We start from the raw sequence: 18,074 nt of genomic DNA on the forward strand, positions 1-18,074 counted from the left end.
CGCGTTCGCGCTCCTGCGACAGCGAAGGGGAATTAGCGAGCCGCTATTCAATGCGCTCCTCCTCATCCGCGGACGCCGACGTCTCGCGTTCGGGTCGCCGAAGCGGCGCCCTGGACCATGGCCGATCCTCGCCCGGCGCGCGCGCCATGCGCCAGTCGATGCGCTCGCTCGCAAAGCGCAGCGTCACCGCGCCGGTCTCGGCGAGCTTGCGGCGATCGAGCACGATCGGCGCGCCGCAGCCCGCCGGCGCATCGAAGGACGCGATCACGATCTGCGCGCGCGCGCAATCCTCGATCAGCGCGCGCCGATCGAAGACGAGCGCGACGAAACGGCCGTCGATCGTCGTCGTCACACAGCCGAGCTCGTCGCAGGAGACGCCGCGCGCATCGGCCGGCGCGCGGGCGTCGGCGTCCGCGCGCAGCCATTGCTCGCCGATGAAAGATAGCTTGCCGCGCCCGAGCAGCGCCAGCTCGCCGCTCGGGCGCCGCACCGCCGCCGCCTCGCCGGAGGGCGCGACCGCCATGTCGAAGCCCTCGCCATTGGCCGCGCCATAGAGGCCGATCGCCGCGAAGGGAATGGCGCTCGCGCGCAGCAGCCAGCTGCGCCAGAGCACAGCCGACAGCACGGCGAGCGAGAGGAAGACGAGCGCGAAGGGCGCAAAGCTCCTGACCGGCAGGCTCGCGCCCGGCGCCGCGCCGATGAATCCGGCGATGCGCGTGACGAGATCGATGCCGAAGCCGAGATAGGACCAGACCAGCGCGTCGAGTCCGAACGGATAGAGCATGGCCCCGAGCAGCGCCGCCGGCACGGCGAAGAATTCGATGATGGCGAGCGTCAACGGATTGCCGATCAGCACATAGGGGCTGAGCTCATGGAAGTTCCCGGCCATGAAGGACGCCGTCGCCGAGGTGGCGCAGAAGGTCGCGAACAAAGGCGCGCCCGGCCCGCGCAGCAGCAACCCGGACAAATTCTCACGCCAGGGCGGCGCGCCGCGTGCGGCGGAGAGGGGCGGCTCGCGGCGCGGCGCCGCCATCTCGCCGCGCGCCTCATAGACGGCGACGAGCGCCGCCACCGCGGCGAAGGACAATTGGAAGCTCGCGCCGAGCAATGCCTCCGGCTCGAAGGCGACGACGAAGAAGACGGCGAAGGCGAGATTGCGCATCGACAGCGACGGCCGATCGAATATCACTGCGATCAGCATCACCGAGGTCATCACCAGCGCGCGCTCGGTGCCGACGCGCGAGCCTGTTGCGATGTCGTAGAAGATCGCGCCGAGAATGGCGAGCGCGGCCGACCATTTCTTGATCGGATAATTCAGCGCCAAGGTGCGCGACAGCGCCAGCAGGCGGCGCAGGCCGACGAAGAACAGGCCGGCGACGAGAGTCATCTGCACACCGGAGATGGTGATGATGTGGAAGATGCCGGCGCGGCGGATCAGCTCCTTGGCCTCCTCGCTCAGAAAATCGCGCTTGCCCGTCACCATCGCCGCGGCGATGGCGCCGGCGTCGCCTCCGAGCCGATCATAGACGCGCCGTGCGAGATCATTTCGTAGCCGGTCGACGCTCGCGAAGAATCGCAGAGACAGCGGCGGCGGATCGGGTGGCGGCATGATCTCGACGCGGCCGAGCGCATTGCCGACGCCGCCGAGCCCGGCGAAAAAAGCGTCGCGGGCGAAATCATAGCCGCCCGGCAGCGCCGCATGGGCCGGCGGCAGCACGCGCGCCTTCAGCGCGATGAAATCGCCGGCGGCGAATTTCGGCTCGCCGCGGGTCGTCAGGCGCACCCGCCGCGGCCGCGCGTCGCCGGGCAGGCCTTCGGCGCTGGCGACGCGCAGGATGAAGCGCGCGCCGGAGCGGCGTGGATCGAGCTCTTCGACGAAGCCGGTGAGAAAGCCGACGCCGGCGCGCGGGACGATCGGCGCATCGACCCGCGCCGCGCGCCAGGCCGCCGAGAGGAAACCGCCCGACAGGCAGGCGAGCGCGAGGAACAGCGCGCGCGCGGCGCGATGATCGCGCAGCGCGATCGCCAGCGCGGCGCAGATCGCGAAAGCGCCGGACGCGACGGCGAGCGAGGGCTCGCGATCAGCGCCGAAATAGAGCAGCGCGCCGGCGCCGGCGGCGACCGGCAGCCACAGGAACGGACGGCGCAGCGCGATCTCGCGCGCGATCGCGGCGCGCCAGGCGTCGCCGAGGACGCGCGCGAGCGCGAGCCGGGGGAGCACCGCTTCCCCGGCCCGATCGACTGCGCCCGCCGCTCTCGCACCCCGCCCCGCCACGCGCACTCCGTTCAACGAATGCGCTCATGCTAGACCGATCGCGGCGGATGGGGATAGGCCGACCCTCCTCAGAATGAGGTGGTCAGGCGTGTCAGCCAGTCCGGCGAGGCGGCGACGAGGGCGGCCTCGAGCGGCTTGTCGAGCTCGGTCGCCACGACGAGGCCGATCGTCGCGAGCGCGACGCCGAAGGCGCTCTTGGCCCATTTGCCGCCGCTCATCAGCCGCTCGCGCCAGCCCATCAGCGCACGCCGCGACAAAGCGCCGAGCGCGATGAGCGGCAGCCCGGCGCCGAGGCCGAACAGCGCCATGGTCGCGCCGACCGCGGCGAGATCGCGGCCCTGCGCCGCGAGCGCGGAGGCCGCGCCGAGCGTCGGCCCGACGCAGGGGCTCCACACCGCGCCGAGCAGCAGGCCGAGCGCGAATTGCCCGCGCAGGCCCGTGGTCGCGAAGCCGCCGAAGCGACGGTCGATGAAATTGCTGAGCGGCCCGCCGGCCGCCGCGAGCCGCACTTGCAGCGCCGGGACGGCGAGCACGACGCCGATGGCGATCATCAGCAGCGCCGCGCCGAAGCGGAAGCTGTCGCCATCGACGCCCGAGCCGAAGCCGATGAGCGCGACGACGAGGCCGATGGCCACGAAGGACAGAGCGAGGCCGCCGGCGAGCGCGGCCGGCCCCAGCCTGTGCTCGCTCGCCGCCGCGCCGAGAATGATCGGCAGCAACGGCAGCACGCAGGGCGAGAGCACCGAGAGCAGCCCCGCCACGAAGGCGAGGCTAGGGCCGGCGAGATCGGCGGCGCTCACTGCGTCTCGCCCAGCAGCGCGGCGATCTGCTCCTCGCGCGTCTCGCCGGTGGAGCGGGCCTTCTCCTCCTTGCCATGATAAGCGATCAGAGTGCTCTGGCGACCGGCGCGAAAGCGCGTCAACGCGTCCTTCTGGCTGTCGAAATCGACGCGAAACACTTGCAGGGACGCGAATTTCGGCTGCGCCTCCAATTTCTCCAGCACGGCCTCCTGCGCCTTGCAGGTCGGGCACCAGGGCGCATGAACCTCGACGAGGATCGGCTTGCCCGCCGCCTGAGCGGCGTCGAAGGCCTTCGCCGTATAGGCGTGGCGCTCGGCGGCGGAGAGCGGCGCGGCGACGAGCGCGACAGCGGCGGCGAGCGCCAGAGCGAAGCGAGACGGCATGAGACTTCCCTTTCCTTTTTGTTCGAACGGCCCGAGGCCGCTCGAAATGTGTCTTCGTCGGCGACCAGCGGCGCGTTACAGCGATCCGCGCTTGAAACCCGGCCTCGCTCCCGCCATTTGTGGGATACGCCTTCCTCATGAAGGCATGGAGGCTTCTCGATGCATGTCGATATCGCCGCGGCGGAAGCCGCGATCGCGGCCGCGCGCCGGCGCGCCGAAGAGCTCGGAACCAAAATGTGCATCGCGGTCGTCGATTCCGGCGCCGATCTGAAGGCCTTCCATCGCATGGACGACGCCTGGGTCGGCAGCATCGACATTGCGATCAAGAAGGCCAAGACCGCCGTGTTCTTCGGCATGCCGACCGGCGAGATCGGCAAGCTGTCGCAGCCGGGCGGCCCGCTCTTCGGCATCGAGCATTCCAACCAGGGCCTCATCACCTTTCCCGGCGGCCTGCCGATCGTGGACGAGAACGGCGTGCTGGTCGGCGCGATCGGCGTCAGCGGCAGCTCGGTCGAGAACGACCATGCGGTCGCTGTGGCGGGCGTCGCGCCCGTCGGGGTCAGCGACCTGCCGGCGCATCCCTGGCGAACGTAGAGCGCTTTCCGATCGAACGGAATCGTTCGATCGATCAGAATTCGCTCAAACGAAGGAATTCTAGAGCCCTGGATAGACGCGCGGCGGCGCCCCCGCCGCGCGTTGCGCGCCGGTTGGACAAGGTCGTCCGGGACGCCGCGGCTTCCAATGGCCACGGCCTTTGCAAAAGAAGCGCGATGCGGAAGCCTCGAGGTCCCGGACGCGGTTCGCCTGTTATTTTCACCGCCTCCGGAGCCAGGGTTGTTTTCCCCTCTCGGGTAGTCTATCCCCGCGCGACCCTCGGACATTCGGCCGACTTTCGCCTTTGTTTCCAAAGGCCTCCGCACGAAGGAGAAGCCGGACCGGCGGAGGAGCGTTCGAGCGCGCGGACGAGGGCAGCCGCCCCGCTTCTCTCGAAAACCGCACCCACGCCGGCCCCGCCCCGGCCCGGGCGAAGCCCTTGCCGTTTCGGCGAGGGTGACGGAGCATAGGAATATTTTCCGAAAATTGTCAAGGGGGCGCCACCCTCCCCTCGAGGGGGCGGCCGGCGAAGCCGAACGGGGTGGGCCCTCGGTGACCGAAAGCACGCGCGTCGGCCGCACGACCACATCGATCGGCTGAAACTCGAAAGCGAGAACCGCGGGTAATTTCGGCTTCGTGTCGCCCTATTCTGCCGGACGCTCAACCGACCCAGCTTCGTCGAGCGACTCATGCGCAAATTCGGCTCGGCGACAGGAGATGCTGAGACAAACTCTCCTAAAAGCAAACAATACCTATGGAAAACGCCGAATTGCCGATATACATCGCAAAAATTAACCTCCGCGGATAGAGTAACCTCTCGTTATCTAAGCAACTTCTGTGATCGAACGATCGCAATTTAGAAGTCGTGCTAGATATATTCGATATATACGGTACTATATGCATGATAGTTTCGTCAACTCGAACGAGATGGAGACAGAAATGTTTCACGAATGCATTATTTTCCGCACGGCTTTGACTCGTCGTGCAGGAGAAACACTCCTATCAGCAACAATATTTTTATTTGCTTGCGCAATCGACGCTAGATCTGAAGATAATATTCTATCACTTCCGTCATATGCCAAGATTTACGACCTCGTCGATCGCGATGGCGGGTGGTATCCTTCTAATAGCGACCTCGCCGTAGACGCCAATGGCGCGCTCTATGGGACGACTCAGGCCGCAGGCGCCAACAATGCCGGGACAGCGTATCGACTGACGCCTCCAAGAGGCTACCGGTCGCAATGGACGCGCGACGTGCTCTACGCCTTCAGAGGCGGCAGCGACGCGGCTAATCCGAAAGGCGGCGTCGTTTCCGACAGATATGGCGCATTCTATGGCACGAGCTGGGAAGGGGGAGGGTCTTCGAATTGTCCGGCAGGATGCGGGACGGTCTTTAAATTGACGCCGCCGTCGAAAGCCGGAGAAAGCTGGAGCGAAAAAGTCCTCTACTCGTTCAAAGGCGCAGACGGAGCAAATCCGGCAGGAGCATTGGCGTTCGATACGCGTGGAGCGCTTTACGGGACGACATTTAATGGCGGAAGCGCGAATCTCGGCAGTGTATTCAAATTGACGCCGCCGCGCAGAGCCGGTGATCCCTGGAAGTTCACGCAATTGCACAGCTTCACAGGCGGAGCCGACGGATATCATAGCTATGCGAAGCTGGCGTTCGACGACGATGGCTCATTATACGGAACAGCGGTGCTGGGCGGAAATTGCGGTAATGGGCTCGTTTTCAAATTGACGCCCGCGCCATTCGGCGGCGAGACTTGGACGAAGTCTGCCGTGCATCATTTTTGTGGGGCCGACGGCGGGTTTCCCGGTTCGGGTGTCGTGTTCGGCCCGAACGGCGCGCTGTTCGGGACGACGCAAAGCGGAGGAGGCGTGTATCGCTTGTCCCGGCGTCGATCAGATCCCGATGGGCTCTGGGATCTGACCGTGCTCTACGCATTGACCACCGCCGCCAGTGGTTATGGACCCTTTGGAGGCGTAACCTTCGCTTTCAACGGCTCGCTATACGGAGCGACGACGCAAGGCGGAAGCTTCGGGCAGGGCGTCGCGTTCAAGCTGACGCCGCCGAATCGCCCCAACGACGCCTGGACCCAAACCGTTCTGCATAATTTCAGCGGCGGAACGGATGGGTCTTCGCCGCAAGCAGGTCTCACCCTCGGTTACGGCGGCCTGCTCTACGGCACGACTTATCAGGGCGGCGGCGCGAACGCCGGCGTGGTCTATCAGCTCCCTTTGCGCTGAGATGAAATTGTTCGCGCCGTTCCGCCGCTCGGCGGGCGTCGCTGCGCTTCTCGATCCTGGCATCGCGCGGGCGTGGGTTCGTCCGCGTGAGCCGGTGCGAGCCGCCCATGCGCGAGGCGAGGCCGCGCGGCGGTTCGACCCGAGCCCCGCGCCCGCTTCGAGACCTCTACCCCAGCCATCGGCCGAAGGTGCGAGCGGACGCGCCTCGGTTCCCCCTCAGCCCGCAGCGTGCTAGACGGGGCCGCTCTCCGGTTTCTAAGGACCTCCGCCGCGCTCATGCCCCAAACCGCGCCCCAAGTCGTCACGCGCTTCGCCCCCTCGCCCACGGGCTTCCTCCATATCGGCGGGGCGCGCACCGCTCTGTTCAATTGGCTCTACGCCAAGCGCCATGGCGGGCGCTTTCTGCTGCGCATAGAGGACACCGATCGCGAGCGCTCCACGCAAGGCGCGATCGACGCCATTCTCGACGGCATGCGCTGGCTCGGGCTCGATTGGGACGGCGACGTCACCTATCAATTCTCGCGCGCGCCGCGCCATCGCGAGATCGCCGAGCAGCTGCTGGCGATGGGCAAGGCCTATCGCTGCTACGCCAGCGCGCAGGAGCTGGAGGAGATGCGCGAGACGGCGCGGCGCGAGGGGCGCCCGCCGCGGTATGACGGGCGCTGGCGCGACCGCTCGCCCGAAGAGGCGCCCGCCGGCGTCGCGCCGGTCATCCGGCTGAAGACGCCGCAGGAGGGCGAGACGGTGATCGAGGACGCGGTGCAGGGCCGCGTCACCTTCCCCAACAAGGATATCGACGATTTCGTGCTGCTGCGCTCGGACGGCGCGCCGACCTATATGCTCGCGGTCGTGGTGGATGATCACGACATGGGCGTGACGCAGATCATTCGCGGCGACGATCATCTCACCAACGCCGCGCGGCAGAAGCACATCTACGAGGCGCTGGGCTGGACGGCGCCGGCGCTCGCGCATATTCCGTTGATCCACGGGCCGGACGGCGCCAAGCTCTCCAAGCGCCATGGCGCCCTCGGCGTCGACGCCTATCGCGGCATGGGCTATCTGCCGGCGGCGCTGCGCAATTATCTGCTGCGTCTCGGCTGGAGCCAGGGCGACCGCGAGTTCTTCTCGACGGCGGAGATGATCGAGGCCTTCGATCTCGAGAGCATTCATCGCTCGCCGGCGCGCTTCGACTTCGTGAAGCTCGAGAATATGAACGGGCATTATCTGCGCGATGCGGACGATGCCGAATTGCTGGCGACGCTGCTCGCCTCCCTGCCCTATCTGGAAGGCGGACAGGCGATCGCGGACAAGCTCGACGAGCGGCGGAAGACGCAGCTCGCCGCGGCCATGTCCGGGCTGAAGGCGCGCGCCAAGACGCTCAACGAGCTCGTCGACGGCGCCGGATTCCTGTTCGCCGAGCGGCCGCTGCCGCTGGAGCCCAAAGCAGCGGCGCTGCTCTCGCCGCAGGCGCGCGAGGGGCTGGCGGCGCTGACTCCGCGCCTCGCCGCGCTCGAGGAGTGGGGCGCGGCGACGACCGAGGCCGTGGTGCGCGAAACCGCCGCTTCGCTCGGCGTCAAGCTCGGCGATCTGGCGCAGCCGCTGCGCGCCGCGCTCACCGGCCGCGCCACCTCGCCCGGCATTTTCGACGTGCTGGCGATCCTCGGACGCGAGGAGAGCCTCGCCCGCCTCGCCGATCAGGCGCATCCGCGGTCTCCCGATTCCCCCGCCGCGAGCGCGCATGTCGCTTGAAGGATAGGCGGGGAATGCTATAGTTTGTGCAACGCACAACCCTGAGGTTGCGACGCGAGCGTCGCAACCCGCGCTCGAGCCGACGGGGCGAAACCCCGGCCCCGGGCGCGCTGTCCGAATGACATGAGTCGACAGCAATTCGATGGCTCGCTCGCCGAGGTCGGCCGCCCTGCGCCTCCGCTCCCCCGCGAGCTCGCCCAAGCAGCGGGCGCCCGCACGGCCTTAGCCGCGTCTGGCGCAAATTATGCTGCGATCACAGATCGTAAGCTCGTCTAGAGCGCGGCGCGCGCAACCAAAGGTGGGGCCATGACGACCAAAGACGCTTCCTTTCATGCCGGCGACAAGACCGTGAGCCTGCCGATCATAGAGGGAACGATCGGCCCCGCTGTGGCGGACATTCGCAAGCTCTACAACGACACCGGAATGTTTACCTATGATCCGGGGTTCACCTCGACGGCGAGCTGCGAATCCAAGATCACTTATATCGACGGCGACGCCGGCATCCTGCTCTATCGCGGCTATCCGATCGACCAGCTCGCCGAGCATGGCGACTTTCTCGAGACCTGCTATCTGCTGCTCTATGGCGAGCTGCCGACGGTCGCCGAGAAGGCCGATTTCGACTATCGCATCACGCGCCACACCATGGTGCATGAGCAGATGGCGCGCTTCTTCCAGGGCTTCCGCCGCGACGCGCATCCGATGGCGGTGATGGTGGCCTCGGTCGGCGCGCTCTCGGCCTTCTATCACGACTCGACCAATATCGCCGATCCGGTCGAGCGCATGGTCGCCTCGACGCGCATGATCGCCAAGCTGCCGACGCTCGCCGCGATGGCCTATAAATATTCGGTCGGCCAGCCCTTCGTCTATCCGAAGAACGATCTCGACTATACGTCGAACTTCCTGCGCATGTGCTTTGCGGTGCCGTGCGAGGAATATAAGGTCAATCCGGTGATGTCGCGGGCGCTCGACCGCTTCTTCATGCTGCACGCCGACCACGAGCAGAACGCCTCGACCTCCACCGTGCGCCTCGCCGGCTCGTCCGGCGCCAATCCCTTCGCTTGCGTCGCCGCCGGCATCGCCTCGCTGTGGGGACCGGCGCATGGCGGCGCCAATGAGGCGGTGCTGAAGATGCTCGCCGAGATCGGCACGCCGGATCGCATTCCGATCTATATCGCCAAGGCCAAGGACAAGAACGATCCGTTCCGGCTGATGGGCTTCGGCCACAGAGTCTACAAGAACTACGACCCGCGTGCGAAGATCATGCAGCGGACGACGCGCGAGGTGCTGGCCGAGCTCGGCGTCAAGGACGACCTGCTCGACGTCGCCATCGAGCTCGAGCGCATCGCACTGCACGACGATTATTTCATCGAGAAGAAGCTCTATCCCAACATCGACTTCTATTCCGGCATCACGCTGAAGGCGATGGGCTTGCCGACCACCATGTTCACCGTGCTGTTCGCTGTCGCGCGCACGGTCGGCTGGATCGCACAATGGAAAGAGATGATCGAGGACCCGGGCTCCAAGATCGGCCGCCCGCGCCAGCTCTACACCGGCCAGGTGCAACGCGATTATCTGCCGATGACGAAGCGCTGAGGGCGAGCGGCGGGCCGTCCGCCTCTTGGCTCCACCGCGTCGCTGGAAATCGCTGAAGTCGCGCCGTCATTGCGAGGAGCGTAGCGACGAAACAATCCAGAAGCCGCCCCACGGCTCTAGATTGCTTCGCTTCGCTCGCAATGACGGGACTGTTTTTCAAAAACTCGAGATGATCTGGCTACCGCCCGCCGTCCCTCCCCGTCTGTGCGCTGGCGCACAGACCGTTCCGCCCTCTCGCTTCAGATTGCGGCAACGCTCTGGGAGGCGAAGATGGTCACGACGAAGGAATGCGAGTTCATTGGTTTCGACGAAGCGCGGGACAGGCTGCGCTTCGACAGATGGATCGGCCTCGGCTCGATCGATCTCTCATCCTTCCGCGTCGCTCATTGTCCCGGCGATCTTCTCCATCCGGGACGGCTCGAGCTCTATGAATGGATGTGGCGCGACAAGATCGCGGGGCTCGTCGTCGACGGCGATCTGACCATCGACGGCAATCTCGAGGATAATTCCTTCAACGGAGCCGCCGCCTTCATTCTGGCGCGCGGCGATCTCGAGGCGACGACGATCACGCTCGGCGGCGCCGAGGTCGTCGTGCTCGGCGATGTGCGCGCCCATGGCCCGGTGTTCAACAGCCAGGGCGCCGGGCGCTTCGAGATCGGCGGCTCGCTGCGGGCGAGCCATCTCGTCACCGACGATCACGCCACCGTGGTCGAGGGCGCCATTCCGGCGCGCGCCTATGCGCTGGGCTTCGTCGAGGCGGCGATGCGCGACAAGGTGAGGCGCATCGAATCCTATCGCGAGATTTTGACGCCGAAGGCCGCCGCCGAGCTCGCCGAGGGCTGCGGACGGCTCGACGGCCCCAATGTCGCGCTGCGTCTCATCGAGGCGGTGCGCTGCGGACGCGCGGCGCTGCGCGACTGAGGCCGGCGCCTGCGGAACTCCGAGGCTCGCTATGAGGGCGGCGCGCGTCGTAAGATGCGCGCGCCCATTTCGATTCGCTTGCCGTTCCTGCCTGTCATTTCCATGCGGCGCGCCTGCGCCGATCCGATTGCGCGCACGCGTCGCTTTTCCCGCCGGGCTCGCGTGGCGATCCCGGACAATCGAGGAAGCCGAAGCCGAACCGAGGTCGGGCCCCATGGGCGCGGCCCGAGGGAGAGATGATGGTTGCACTGGATGGATCGGCGCGGCGGCCGATGCAGGAGGCGGATGAGCGCGACTGGAACGAGCTCGAGGCGCGATATCGCGAGGAATGCGCCGCTCTGCTCGGCGACGCGCGGCGCCATCTCGAGCAGCGCGTCGCCGGCGAGCAGGCCAAGATCGAAAATGCGCTCGCGGGCTTCTCCCGCGATTTCGACGCCTGGCTCGCGCGCGAGCGACGTGGCGAGGCGTCGCCCAAGCCGAACCTCTCCACTTTGTTCGAGATTTGGCTCGAGCGCGCGCCGCGCTCCTCCGACGCCGCCGCCGAGCGGGCGAAGCGCCGCGCCGCCGAGGCCGAGGCGGAGGCCCTGCGCGACCGGCTCGGCGCCGAAACGGCGCGGGCCGAGGAGCTGGAGCGCCGGCTGCGCGAGGCCGAGGCGGCGGTCCCTCCCCCCGCGCCGCGGCGCGGACGAACGCCCGGCGTCGTCGCCGTCCTGCTGGCGGCGGCGCTCGGCGCGATGCTCGCGGCGGCGGCCTTCGCGCCGCGCCTCGCCGATTCGCGCCGGACGGCGGACGCGCCGACCCAGCAGGCCGCGGAAACGCCGACCCCGCCCGCCGCCGAGGAGGCGCGCGCGGAGGCGCCGGCCGAAGCGCCGACCCCGCCCGCCCCGTCGCCTGCGCCGGCGGCCGCGCCCGAGCCGGAGCGGACTGCGGCTTTTCGCCTCGCCTTCGACAATCGCGACATCGCCGGCGCGCAGATCGCGGCGCTACGCAATGTCGATCAGCCCGGCTGCCTCGCCGCCTGCCGCCGCCGTGCGGACTGCCGCGCCTATGTCTTCGACAAATGGAACCACGCGTGCCGGCTGAAGGCTGACGCCATCGCCTTCACCCTCAATCCGCGCGCGACGAGCGGGCTGCGCGACGATTCGCCGCTCCCGCGCGCGCCGGCAGGGCCGATCGCGATGGAGCGCTATCCGTCCAGGGCGTTTCCGGGCGAGGGCTATCGCATCGACGCGAGCGAAGGCCCGCAGGCCTGCGAGGCCCTCTGCCGGGACGATGCGGTCTGCGTCGCCTTCACCTTCCGCCTCGACGAGGGCGTCTGTCATTTGTTCGCGACGACGGGAGAATATTTCCCTAACGCGCTGGCCGACAGCGGCGGCAAGCGGCAGAATTAGGAAAGACGGCGGCGCCTTCAGGAAAGACGACGGCGCCCGCCGCCGCCTCTCCCCGCCCCTGGCGGGGAGAGGCGGCGGCCAGCGCCGCGGGCCGCCGACAGAGCGACGGCGGCCGCTGGCGGAATGGCCGTGAAATCATCGGCGTCGACGCGAGCTCGGCCATGTTCGATTTTTTTACGCTTGACACTTGTGCGCCGCAGCATTACAACAGTGCGACGCAGCGAGATTGGTGTCTCGCTCCGTAGCCCTCCTTGGGCGTTTCCTCCCTTGACTTGGGCCGCTGGCTTCCGGCGGCCCTTTTTTTTGCGCCGCTCCCGGCTGTGGGTAGCGGTGACGAGGAGCCTTTGCATCGCACGGGCGACCGGCGAGGTGCTACAAGGCTTCGACTCCGACTCTGGCCGCCATGCGATACCCCCCTTCCTTCCTCGACGAGATCAGAGCGCGCGTGCCGGTCTCCGCCGTTGTCTCTCAGAAGGTCAAGCTGAAGAAGCAGGGCCGCGAATGGCGCGGGCTGTCACCGTTCAACGCCGAGAAGACTCCCTCCTTCTATGTCAACGACCAGAAGGGATTCTATCATGACTTCTCCTCCGGCAAGAACGGCGACGGCTTCACCTTTCTGATGGAGACCGAGGGGCTCACCTTCCCCGAGGCGGTCGAGAAGCTCGCCGGCATGGCCGGACTGCCCATGCCGGTCGAGACCACAGAGGCGCGCGAGGCCGAGGCGAAGCGCGCCTCGCTCGGCGACGTGCTCGAATGGGCGGCGCTCTATTTCGAGGCGCAGCTGCGCGGCCCGGCCGGCGGCGCCGCCCGCGCCTATCTCGCGGGCCGGTCGATCGGCGAGACGGATCGGGCGCGCTTTCGCCTCGGCTTCGCGCCGAACGAGCGCCATGGGCTGCGCGATCATCTTGCCGGCAAGGGCGCGAGCGTCGAGGCGATGATCGAGGCGGGTCTGCTGGTCCATGGCGAGGACATCGTCGTCCCCTACGATCGCTTCCGTGATCGGATCATGTTTCCGATCCTGGACCGCGCCGGGCGCGTCATCGCCTTCGGCGGCCGCGCGATGCAGAAGGACGCGCAGGCCAAATATATGAACTCGCCGGAGACGCCGCTCTTCCACAAGGGCGCGACGCTCTACAACCACCACAACGCCCGCAAGGCGGCGCATGAGGCGGGCACGGTCATCGCGGTCGAAGGCTATGTCGATGTGATCGCCATGACCGCGGCCGGGTTCGCGCAGACGGTCGCGCCGCTCGGCACGGCGCTGACGGCCGAGCAGTGCAACCTGCTGTGGACCATGGCCGAGGAGCCGATCCTGTGCTTCGACGGCGACAAGGCCGGCCGCAAGGCCGCCGATCGGGCGATCGACACCGCCCTGCCGCTGCTCGGCCCCGGCCGCAGCTTCCGCTTCGCGCTGCTGCCCGACGGGCAGGACCCGGACGAATTGTTCCGCGCCGGCGGGCCGGCCGCCATCGCCGAGGCGATCGGCGCGGCGCGCCCGCTCGTCGATCTGCTATGGGCGCGCGAGACGGAAGGGGCGCGCCTCGACACGCCAGAACGGCGCGCCGCGCTGGAGCGCCGATTCGCCGAGCTCGCCCGCAACATCGCCGACGAGGCGCTGCGCCGGCACTATTCGCAGGAGCTCATCGACCGCTGCGCGACGCTGTTCGGCCGCTCGCGGAACTATCCGCCGCGGCGTGAGCAGCGCAGCGGCGGGGGCGGGGGCGGTCGCGGGCCGATGCGGCGGTTCGGCGGCAATGAGCAGCCCTCGCTGCGCGGGCCGGTGACCATCGGCGCCTCGCTCGCCCGCTCGCCCCTCTTCCGCGGCGAGGGCGCGGCCATCGCCCCGCGCGAGGCGCTGATCCTGCTGATCCTGCTCAACCACCCGCAATTGCTGCTGGAGCGGCTGGAGGAGATCGCGGCGCTCGATTTCGCCTCGGCGGAGGCGCGCGAGCTGCTGGCGGCGCTGTTCCGCGCCGCCGACGACGGCGCGCCGGACGAGGAGAGCGTCGCGCGCGAGATCGCCGCAGCCGGGCTCGAGGCGTTTTGCGCGCGGCTCGCCGGGATGGGAGCGCATGCCTCGCTGTGGAACGTGCGCCGCGGGGCGGCGACGACCGACGCCGCCGAAAGCCTACGTCAAGCTCTGGTCTTGCAACATCGGGTGCGGGCGCTACATAAAGAACTCAGAAAAATCGAGCAGAGGCTGGCGGACGCGCCGAGCGACCATGATTTCGCCCGCCTGAGCGATATTCAAGCGCAATTGAACGCCATCGAGGGAACCGAAGCCATGCTCGACGGGTTCGGTTCTCTGTCCGGTCGGACGTCTCGCTCGCTTTGATTCGCCGGGGACAATGGGCTCCGAGCGAAAGCGGGGCGTGCGGTTAACGGAGTGTCAAGCCGACGCTCCGAGTGTGGGGCGACCGGCGAATCGCCGCGGCGGCAGGGCCGTCCGCGGCTTGTCTTGTGCTTGCTCCTGTGGTTTTCGTAAAGAACGAGCCAAGGACGGCGGAACCTCAGGCGCGGCCGCGGGCAACCGCATCGCGGGCTTTGGAGCGAGGAATGGCGAAAAAAGACGACGAGAAAGTCGAAACCGAGGGCGCGGTCGCGGTGGAAACCGCCGACGGTCCTCTGCTCGACCTCAACGACGCCGCCGTCAAGCGGATGATCAAGCTCGCCAAGAAGCGTGGCTTCGTCACCTATACCGAGCTCAATGCGGTGCTGCCGTCGGAGGAAGTCTCCTCCGACCAGATCGAGGACGTCTATGCGATGCTGCAGGAGATGGGCATCACCGTCTCCGAGGGCGACGATCCCGACGACGCCGAAGGCGAGGAGCAGCAGGAGGAGGAGGAGGCCGAGACCGGCGGCGAGGTCGTCGAATCGGCCCGCGCCACCGCCGTCGCGACGCGCAGCTCCGAGCCCGCCGACCGCACCGACGATCCCGTGCGCATGTATCTGCGCGAGATGGGCTCGGTCGAGCTGTTGTCGCGCGAGGGCGAGATCGCGATCGCCAAGCGCATCGAGGCCGGCCGCGAGGCGATGATCGCCGGGCTCTGCGAGAGCCCCCTCACCTTCCAGGCCATCATCATCTGGCGCGAGGAGCTCGAGGCCGGCAAGGTTCTGCTGCGCGACATCATCGACCTCGAGGCGACCTACGCCGGGCCCGAGGGCAAGAACGCCAAGCCCCCGGCGCCGCAGGACGACCTCGCCCCGGCGACCGCGCCGCGCTCGCCGCCGGCGGCGCTCGACGAGCCGGGCGCGCCCGCCGAGGAGAGCTTCGAGGAAGAGGACGATCTCGAGAATTCGGTGTCGCTCTCGGCCATGGAGGCCGAGCTGAAGCCGCGCGTGCTCGAGACCTTCGCCCGCGTCGCCGACGCCTATAAGAAGCTGCGCCGGCTGCAGGATCAAAATGTCGAGAACAAGCTCAAGAACGAGACGCTGACTCCGGCGCAGGAGCGCAAATACAAGCAGCTCAAGAAAGAGATCGTCACCGATGTGAAGTCTCTCTCGCTGAACCAGAACCGCATCGAGGCGCTGGTCGAGCAGCTCTACGACATCAACAAGCGCCTCGTCGGCTATGAGCGCAAGCTGTTCATGCTCGCCGACGCGCAGGGCGTGCAGCGCGAGGACTTCATCGACAAGTTCCAGGGGTCGGAGCTCGATCCCAAATGGATCAACCGCGTGTCCAAGCTCGGCTCGCGCGGCTGGAAGGAGTTCGTCGCCAACGAGAAGGACCGTATCCGGGAGCTGCGCGGCGAGATTCACGCGCTCGCCACCGAGACCGGCCTCGAGATCGCCGAGTTCCGCAAGATCGTCCAGATGGTGCAGAAGGGCGAGCGCGAGGCGCGGCAGGCGAAGAAGGAGATGGTCGAGGCGAACCTCCGCCTCGTGATCTCGATCGCCAAGAAATATACGAACCGCGGCCTGCAGTTCCTCGACCTCATTCAGGAAGGCAATATCGGCCTGATGAAGGCGGTCGACAAATTCGAATATCGCCGCGGCTATAAATTCTCGACCTACGCCACCTGGTGGATTCGCCAGGCGATCACCCGCTCCATCGCGGACCAGGCGCGCACGATTCGCATTCCGGTGCATATGATCGAGACGATCAACAAGATCGTGCGCACCTCGCGGCAGATGCTGCACGAGATCGGCCGCGAGCCGACGCCGGAGGAATTGTCCGAGAAGCTCGCCATGCCGCTCGAGAAGGTGCGCAAGGTGCTGAAGATCGCCAAGGAGCCGATCAGCCTCGAGACGCCGATCGGCGACGAGGAGGATTCGCATCTCGGCGATTTCATCGAGGACAAGAACGCCATCCTGCCGATCGAGGCGGCGATCCAGTCCAATCTGCGCGAGACGACGACCCGCGTGCTGGCGTCGCTGACGCCGCGCGAGGAGCGCGTGCTGCGCATGCGCTTCGGCATCGGCATGAACACCGACCATACGCTCGAGGAAGTCGGCCAGCAGTTCTCGGTGACGAGAGAGCGCATTCGCCAGATCGAGGCGAAAGCTCTGCGCAAGCTGAAGCATCCGAGCCGGTCGCGGAAGCTCAGGAGCTTCCTGGACAATTGACGAAGCGACGCGCTTTGCGCGAATTGCGAGCCTGAAGGCTCGCGGTCCAGAACCCCCTTGTCTGGACCGCGAGCCTTCAGGCTCGCTTCTTTTTGAGACGAGACATGTCCGCAGCGATCATCATTCCGGCGCGCTACGGCTCCTCCCGCTTTCCCGGCAAGCCGCTGCAGATGATCGCCGGCATGTCGATGCTGGAGCGCGTGTGGCGCATCGCCCGCGCCGCGCGCTTCTGCTCGCGCGTCGTGATCGCCAGCGAGGACGAGCGCGTTCTCGCCCATGCCGCCGGCTTCGGCGCGGAGGCCGTGCTCACCTCGGGCAGCTGCCGCAATGGCACGGAGCGCGTGCATGAAGCCGCGGCGACGCTCGGCCTCGAGGCGGAAATCATCATCGGATTGCAGGGCGACGCCGTGCTGACGCCGCCCTGGGTGCTCGACGCGCTGATCGACGCGCTCGAGACCGATCCCGACATCGACATGGCGACGCCGGCGATCCGGCTCGACGCGCGCGCGCTCGGCGACTTCATCGCGCATAAGCAGATCTCGCCGACGAGCGGAACCACGGTCGTCTTCGACCGCAACGCCAACGCGCTGTATTTTTCCAAGAGCGTCATTCCATTTCCGGGCCGCGACGCCGCCGCGCCGGTTCACCGCCATATCGGCCTCTATGGCTTTCGGCGCGCCGGGCTCGACAAATACGCGCGCGCCGCGCCGACGCCGCTCGAGCGCGCCGAGGGTCTCGAGCAGCTGCGCGCGCTCGAGAATGGGATGCGCATCCGCATCGTGCTCATCGACTATCAGGGCCGAACGCACGCCTCCGTCGACACGCGCGAGGATGTCGCGCTCGTCGAGGCGCTGATCGCCGCCGAGGGCGAGCTCGTCGCCGGGCGCCGCTGAATGCGGCTGATCCTCGCGCGGCACGGAAACACTTTTGGTCCCGGCGACGCCGTGCGCTGGATCGGCGCGCGAAGCGATCCTGCGCTCGTCGCGTCAGGCCGCGAGCAGGCCGAGGCGGTCGGCCGCGCGCTCGCCGCGATGCATGTCCATCCTGCGCGCATTATCGCGGGGCCGCTCACGCGCACACGCGAGAGCGCCGCGCTCGCCGCCGCCGGCTTTGCGCCGGCGTCGATCGAGATCGAGCCGCGGCTGATCGAGATCGATTACGGCGCCTGGGAGGGCCTCACCTCGGACGAGATTCGTTCGCTGCGCGGCGCGCCGGAAGTCGACGCATGGGAGCGGGATGGAATTTGGCCGCAGGGCGCCGGCTGGTCGCCCGATGAAGCGCAATTGCGCGCGCGCTTGGAGGGCCTGCTCGCGTCGCTGCGCGCGGCTCATACGGACGGCGACACGATCATGCTCGTCTCCAGCGGCGGCGTGCTGCGATGCTTCGGCGAGATCTACGGACTCGCGCGGCGAGACGCGAAGATGCGGACGGGAAGCCTGTCGATCGTCGAGACCGACGCGCAGGGATTCTCCATCGCGCTGTGGAATGCGCGGCCGAGCGAGCTCGCGTCGGGAGAGCGAGCTTGAAGGCTCGCTCGTTTGCGACTGTCATC

At 67.5% G+C, this 18,074-nt stretch carries 13 protein-coding genes; 10 read left to right on the forward strand and 3 right to left on the reverse strand.

All coding sequences use genetic code 11. The features are described from left to right. Positions 1–43: 43 nt before the first annotated feature. From CQW49_RS04730 to CQW49_RS04740, 3 genes are all read right to left on the reverse strand, one after another. Positions 44–2,221: a ComEC/Rec2 family competence protein gene (locus tag CQW49_RS04730; RefSeq protein ID WP_244441386.1), complete on the reverse strand. Its 2,178-nt coding sequence runs from the start codon at positions 2,219–2,221 to the stop codon at positions 44–46. A gap of 122 nt (positions 2,222–2,343) precedes the next feature. Next, a complete protein-coding gene (locus CQW49_RS04735; RefSeq protein WP_003612833.1) occupies positions 2,344–3,075 on the reverse strand; it encodes a cytochrome c biogenesis CcdA family protein in 732 nt (243 codons plus the stop codon). Beyond that, entirely contained in the window at positions 3,072–3,458 is a 387-nt protein-coding gene (locus CQW49_RS04740; RefSeq protein WP_003612831.1) for a thioredoxin family protein, read from the reverse strand. The genes CQW49_RS04735 and CQW49_RS04740 overlap by 4 nt, the downstream gene beginning before the upstream one ends. A 159-nt stretch (positions 3,459–3,617) precedes the next feature. Here CQW49_RS04740 and CQW49_RS04745 point away from each other — a divergent pair, with 159 nt between their 5' ends. From CQW49_RS04745 to CQW49_RS04790, 10 genes are all read left to right on the forward strand, one after another. Then, the gene (locus CQW49_RS04745; protein WP_003612829.1) at positions 3,618–4,052 is read left to right on the forward strand and encodes a GlcG/HbpS family heme-binding protein; all 435 of its coding nucleotides are present in this window, start codon (positions 3,618–3,620) and stop codon (positions 4,050–4,052) included. Positions 4,053–4,949: 897 nt separating this feature from the next. Continuing rightward, the gene (locus CQW49_RS24360; RefSeq protein WP_155931318.1) at positions 4,950–6,302 is read left to right on the forward strand and encodes a choice-of-anchor tandem repeat GloVer-containing protein; all 1,353 of its coding nucleotides are present in this window, start codon (positions 4,950–4,952) and stop codon (positions 6,300–6,302) included. Between the two features lie 276 nt (positions 6,303–6,578). Next, positions 6,579–8,051 carry a glutamate--tRNA ligase gene (gene gltX / locus CQW49_RS04755; RefSeq protein WP_003612825.1) on the forward strand — a complete coding sequence of 491 codons (1,473 nt, stop codon included), beginning with the start codon at positions 6,579–6,581 and terminating at the stop codon, positions 8,049–8,051. A gap of 306 nt (positions 8,052–8,357) precedes the next feature. Continuing rightward, on the forward strand, positions 8,358–9,644 hold the full coding sequence (gene gltA, locus CQW49_RS04760) for a citrate synthase (protein WP_003612823.1): 1,287 nt from the start codon (positions 8,358–8,360) through the stop codon (positions 9,642–9,644). A 270-nt stretch (positions 9,645–9,914) separates the two neighbouring features. After that, entirely contained in the window at positions 9,915–10,565 is a 651-nt protein-coding gene (locus CQW49_RS04765; RefSeq protein WP_003612822.1) for a hypothetical protein, read from the forward strand. A gap of 236 nt (positions 10,566–10,801) precedes the next feature. Beyond that, positions 10,802–11,956: a PAN domain-containing protein gene (locus CQW49_RS04770; RefSeq protein ID WP_155931317.1), complete on the forward strand. Its 1,155-nt coding sequence runs from the start codon at positions 10,802–10,804 to the stop codon at positions 11,954–11,956. A 403-nt stretch (positions 11,957–12,359) separates the two neighbouring features. Next, positions 12,360–14,291: a DNA primase gene (gene dnaG / locus CQW49_RS04775; RefSeq protein ID WP_003610720.1), complete on the forward strand. Its 1,932-nt coding sequence runs from the start codon at positions 12,360–12,362 to the stop codon at positions 14,289–14,291. 221 nt (positions 14,292–14,512) lie between these two features. Then, a complete protein-coding gene (rpoD, locus tag CQW49_RS04780) occupies positions 14,513–16,522 on the forward strand; it encodes an RNA polymerase sigma factor RpoD (RefSeq protein WP_003610718.1) in 2,010 nt (669 codons plus the stop codon). A 104-nt stretch (positions 16,523–16,626) separates the two neighbouring features. Next, complete coding sequence (gene kdsB / locus CQW49_RS04785) at positions 16,627–17,415, forward strand: 3-deoxy-manno-octulosonate cytidylyltransferase (protein WP_003610717.1); 789 nt, start codon at positions 16,627–16,629, stop codon at positions 17,413–17,415. After that, the gene (locus tag CQW49_RS04790) at positions 17,416–18,048 is read left to right on the forward strand and encodes a histidine phosphatase family protein (protein WP_003610715.1); all 633 of its coding nucleotides are present in this window, start codon (positions 17,416–17,418) and stop codon (positions 18,046–18,048) included. Positions 18,049–18,074 lie beyond the last annotated feature (26 nt).

It is taken from the genome of Methylosinus trichosporium OB3b, assembly GCF_002752655.1.
In the GTDB taxonomy this organism is placed as follows: domain Bacteria; phylum Pseudomonadota; class Alphaproteobacteria; order Rhizobiales; family Beijerinckiaceae; genus Methylosinus; species Methylosinus trichosporium.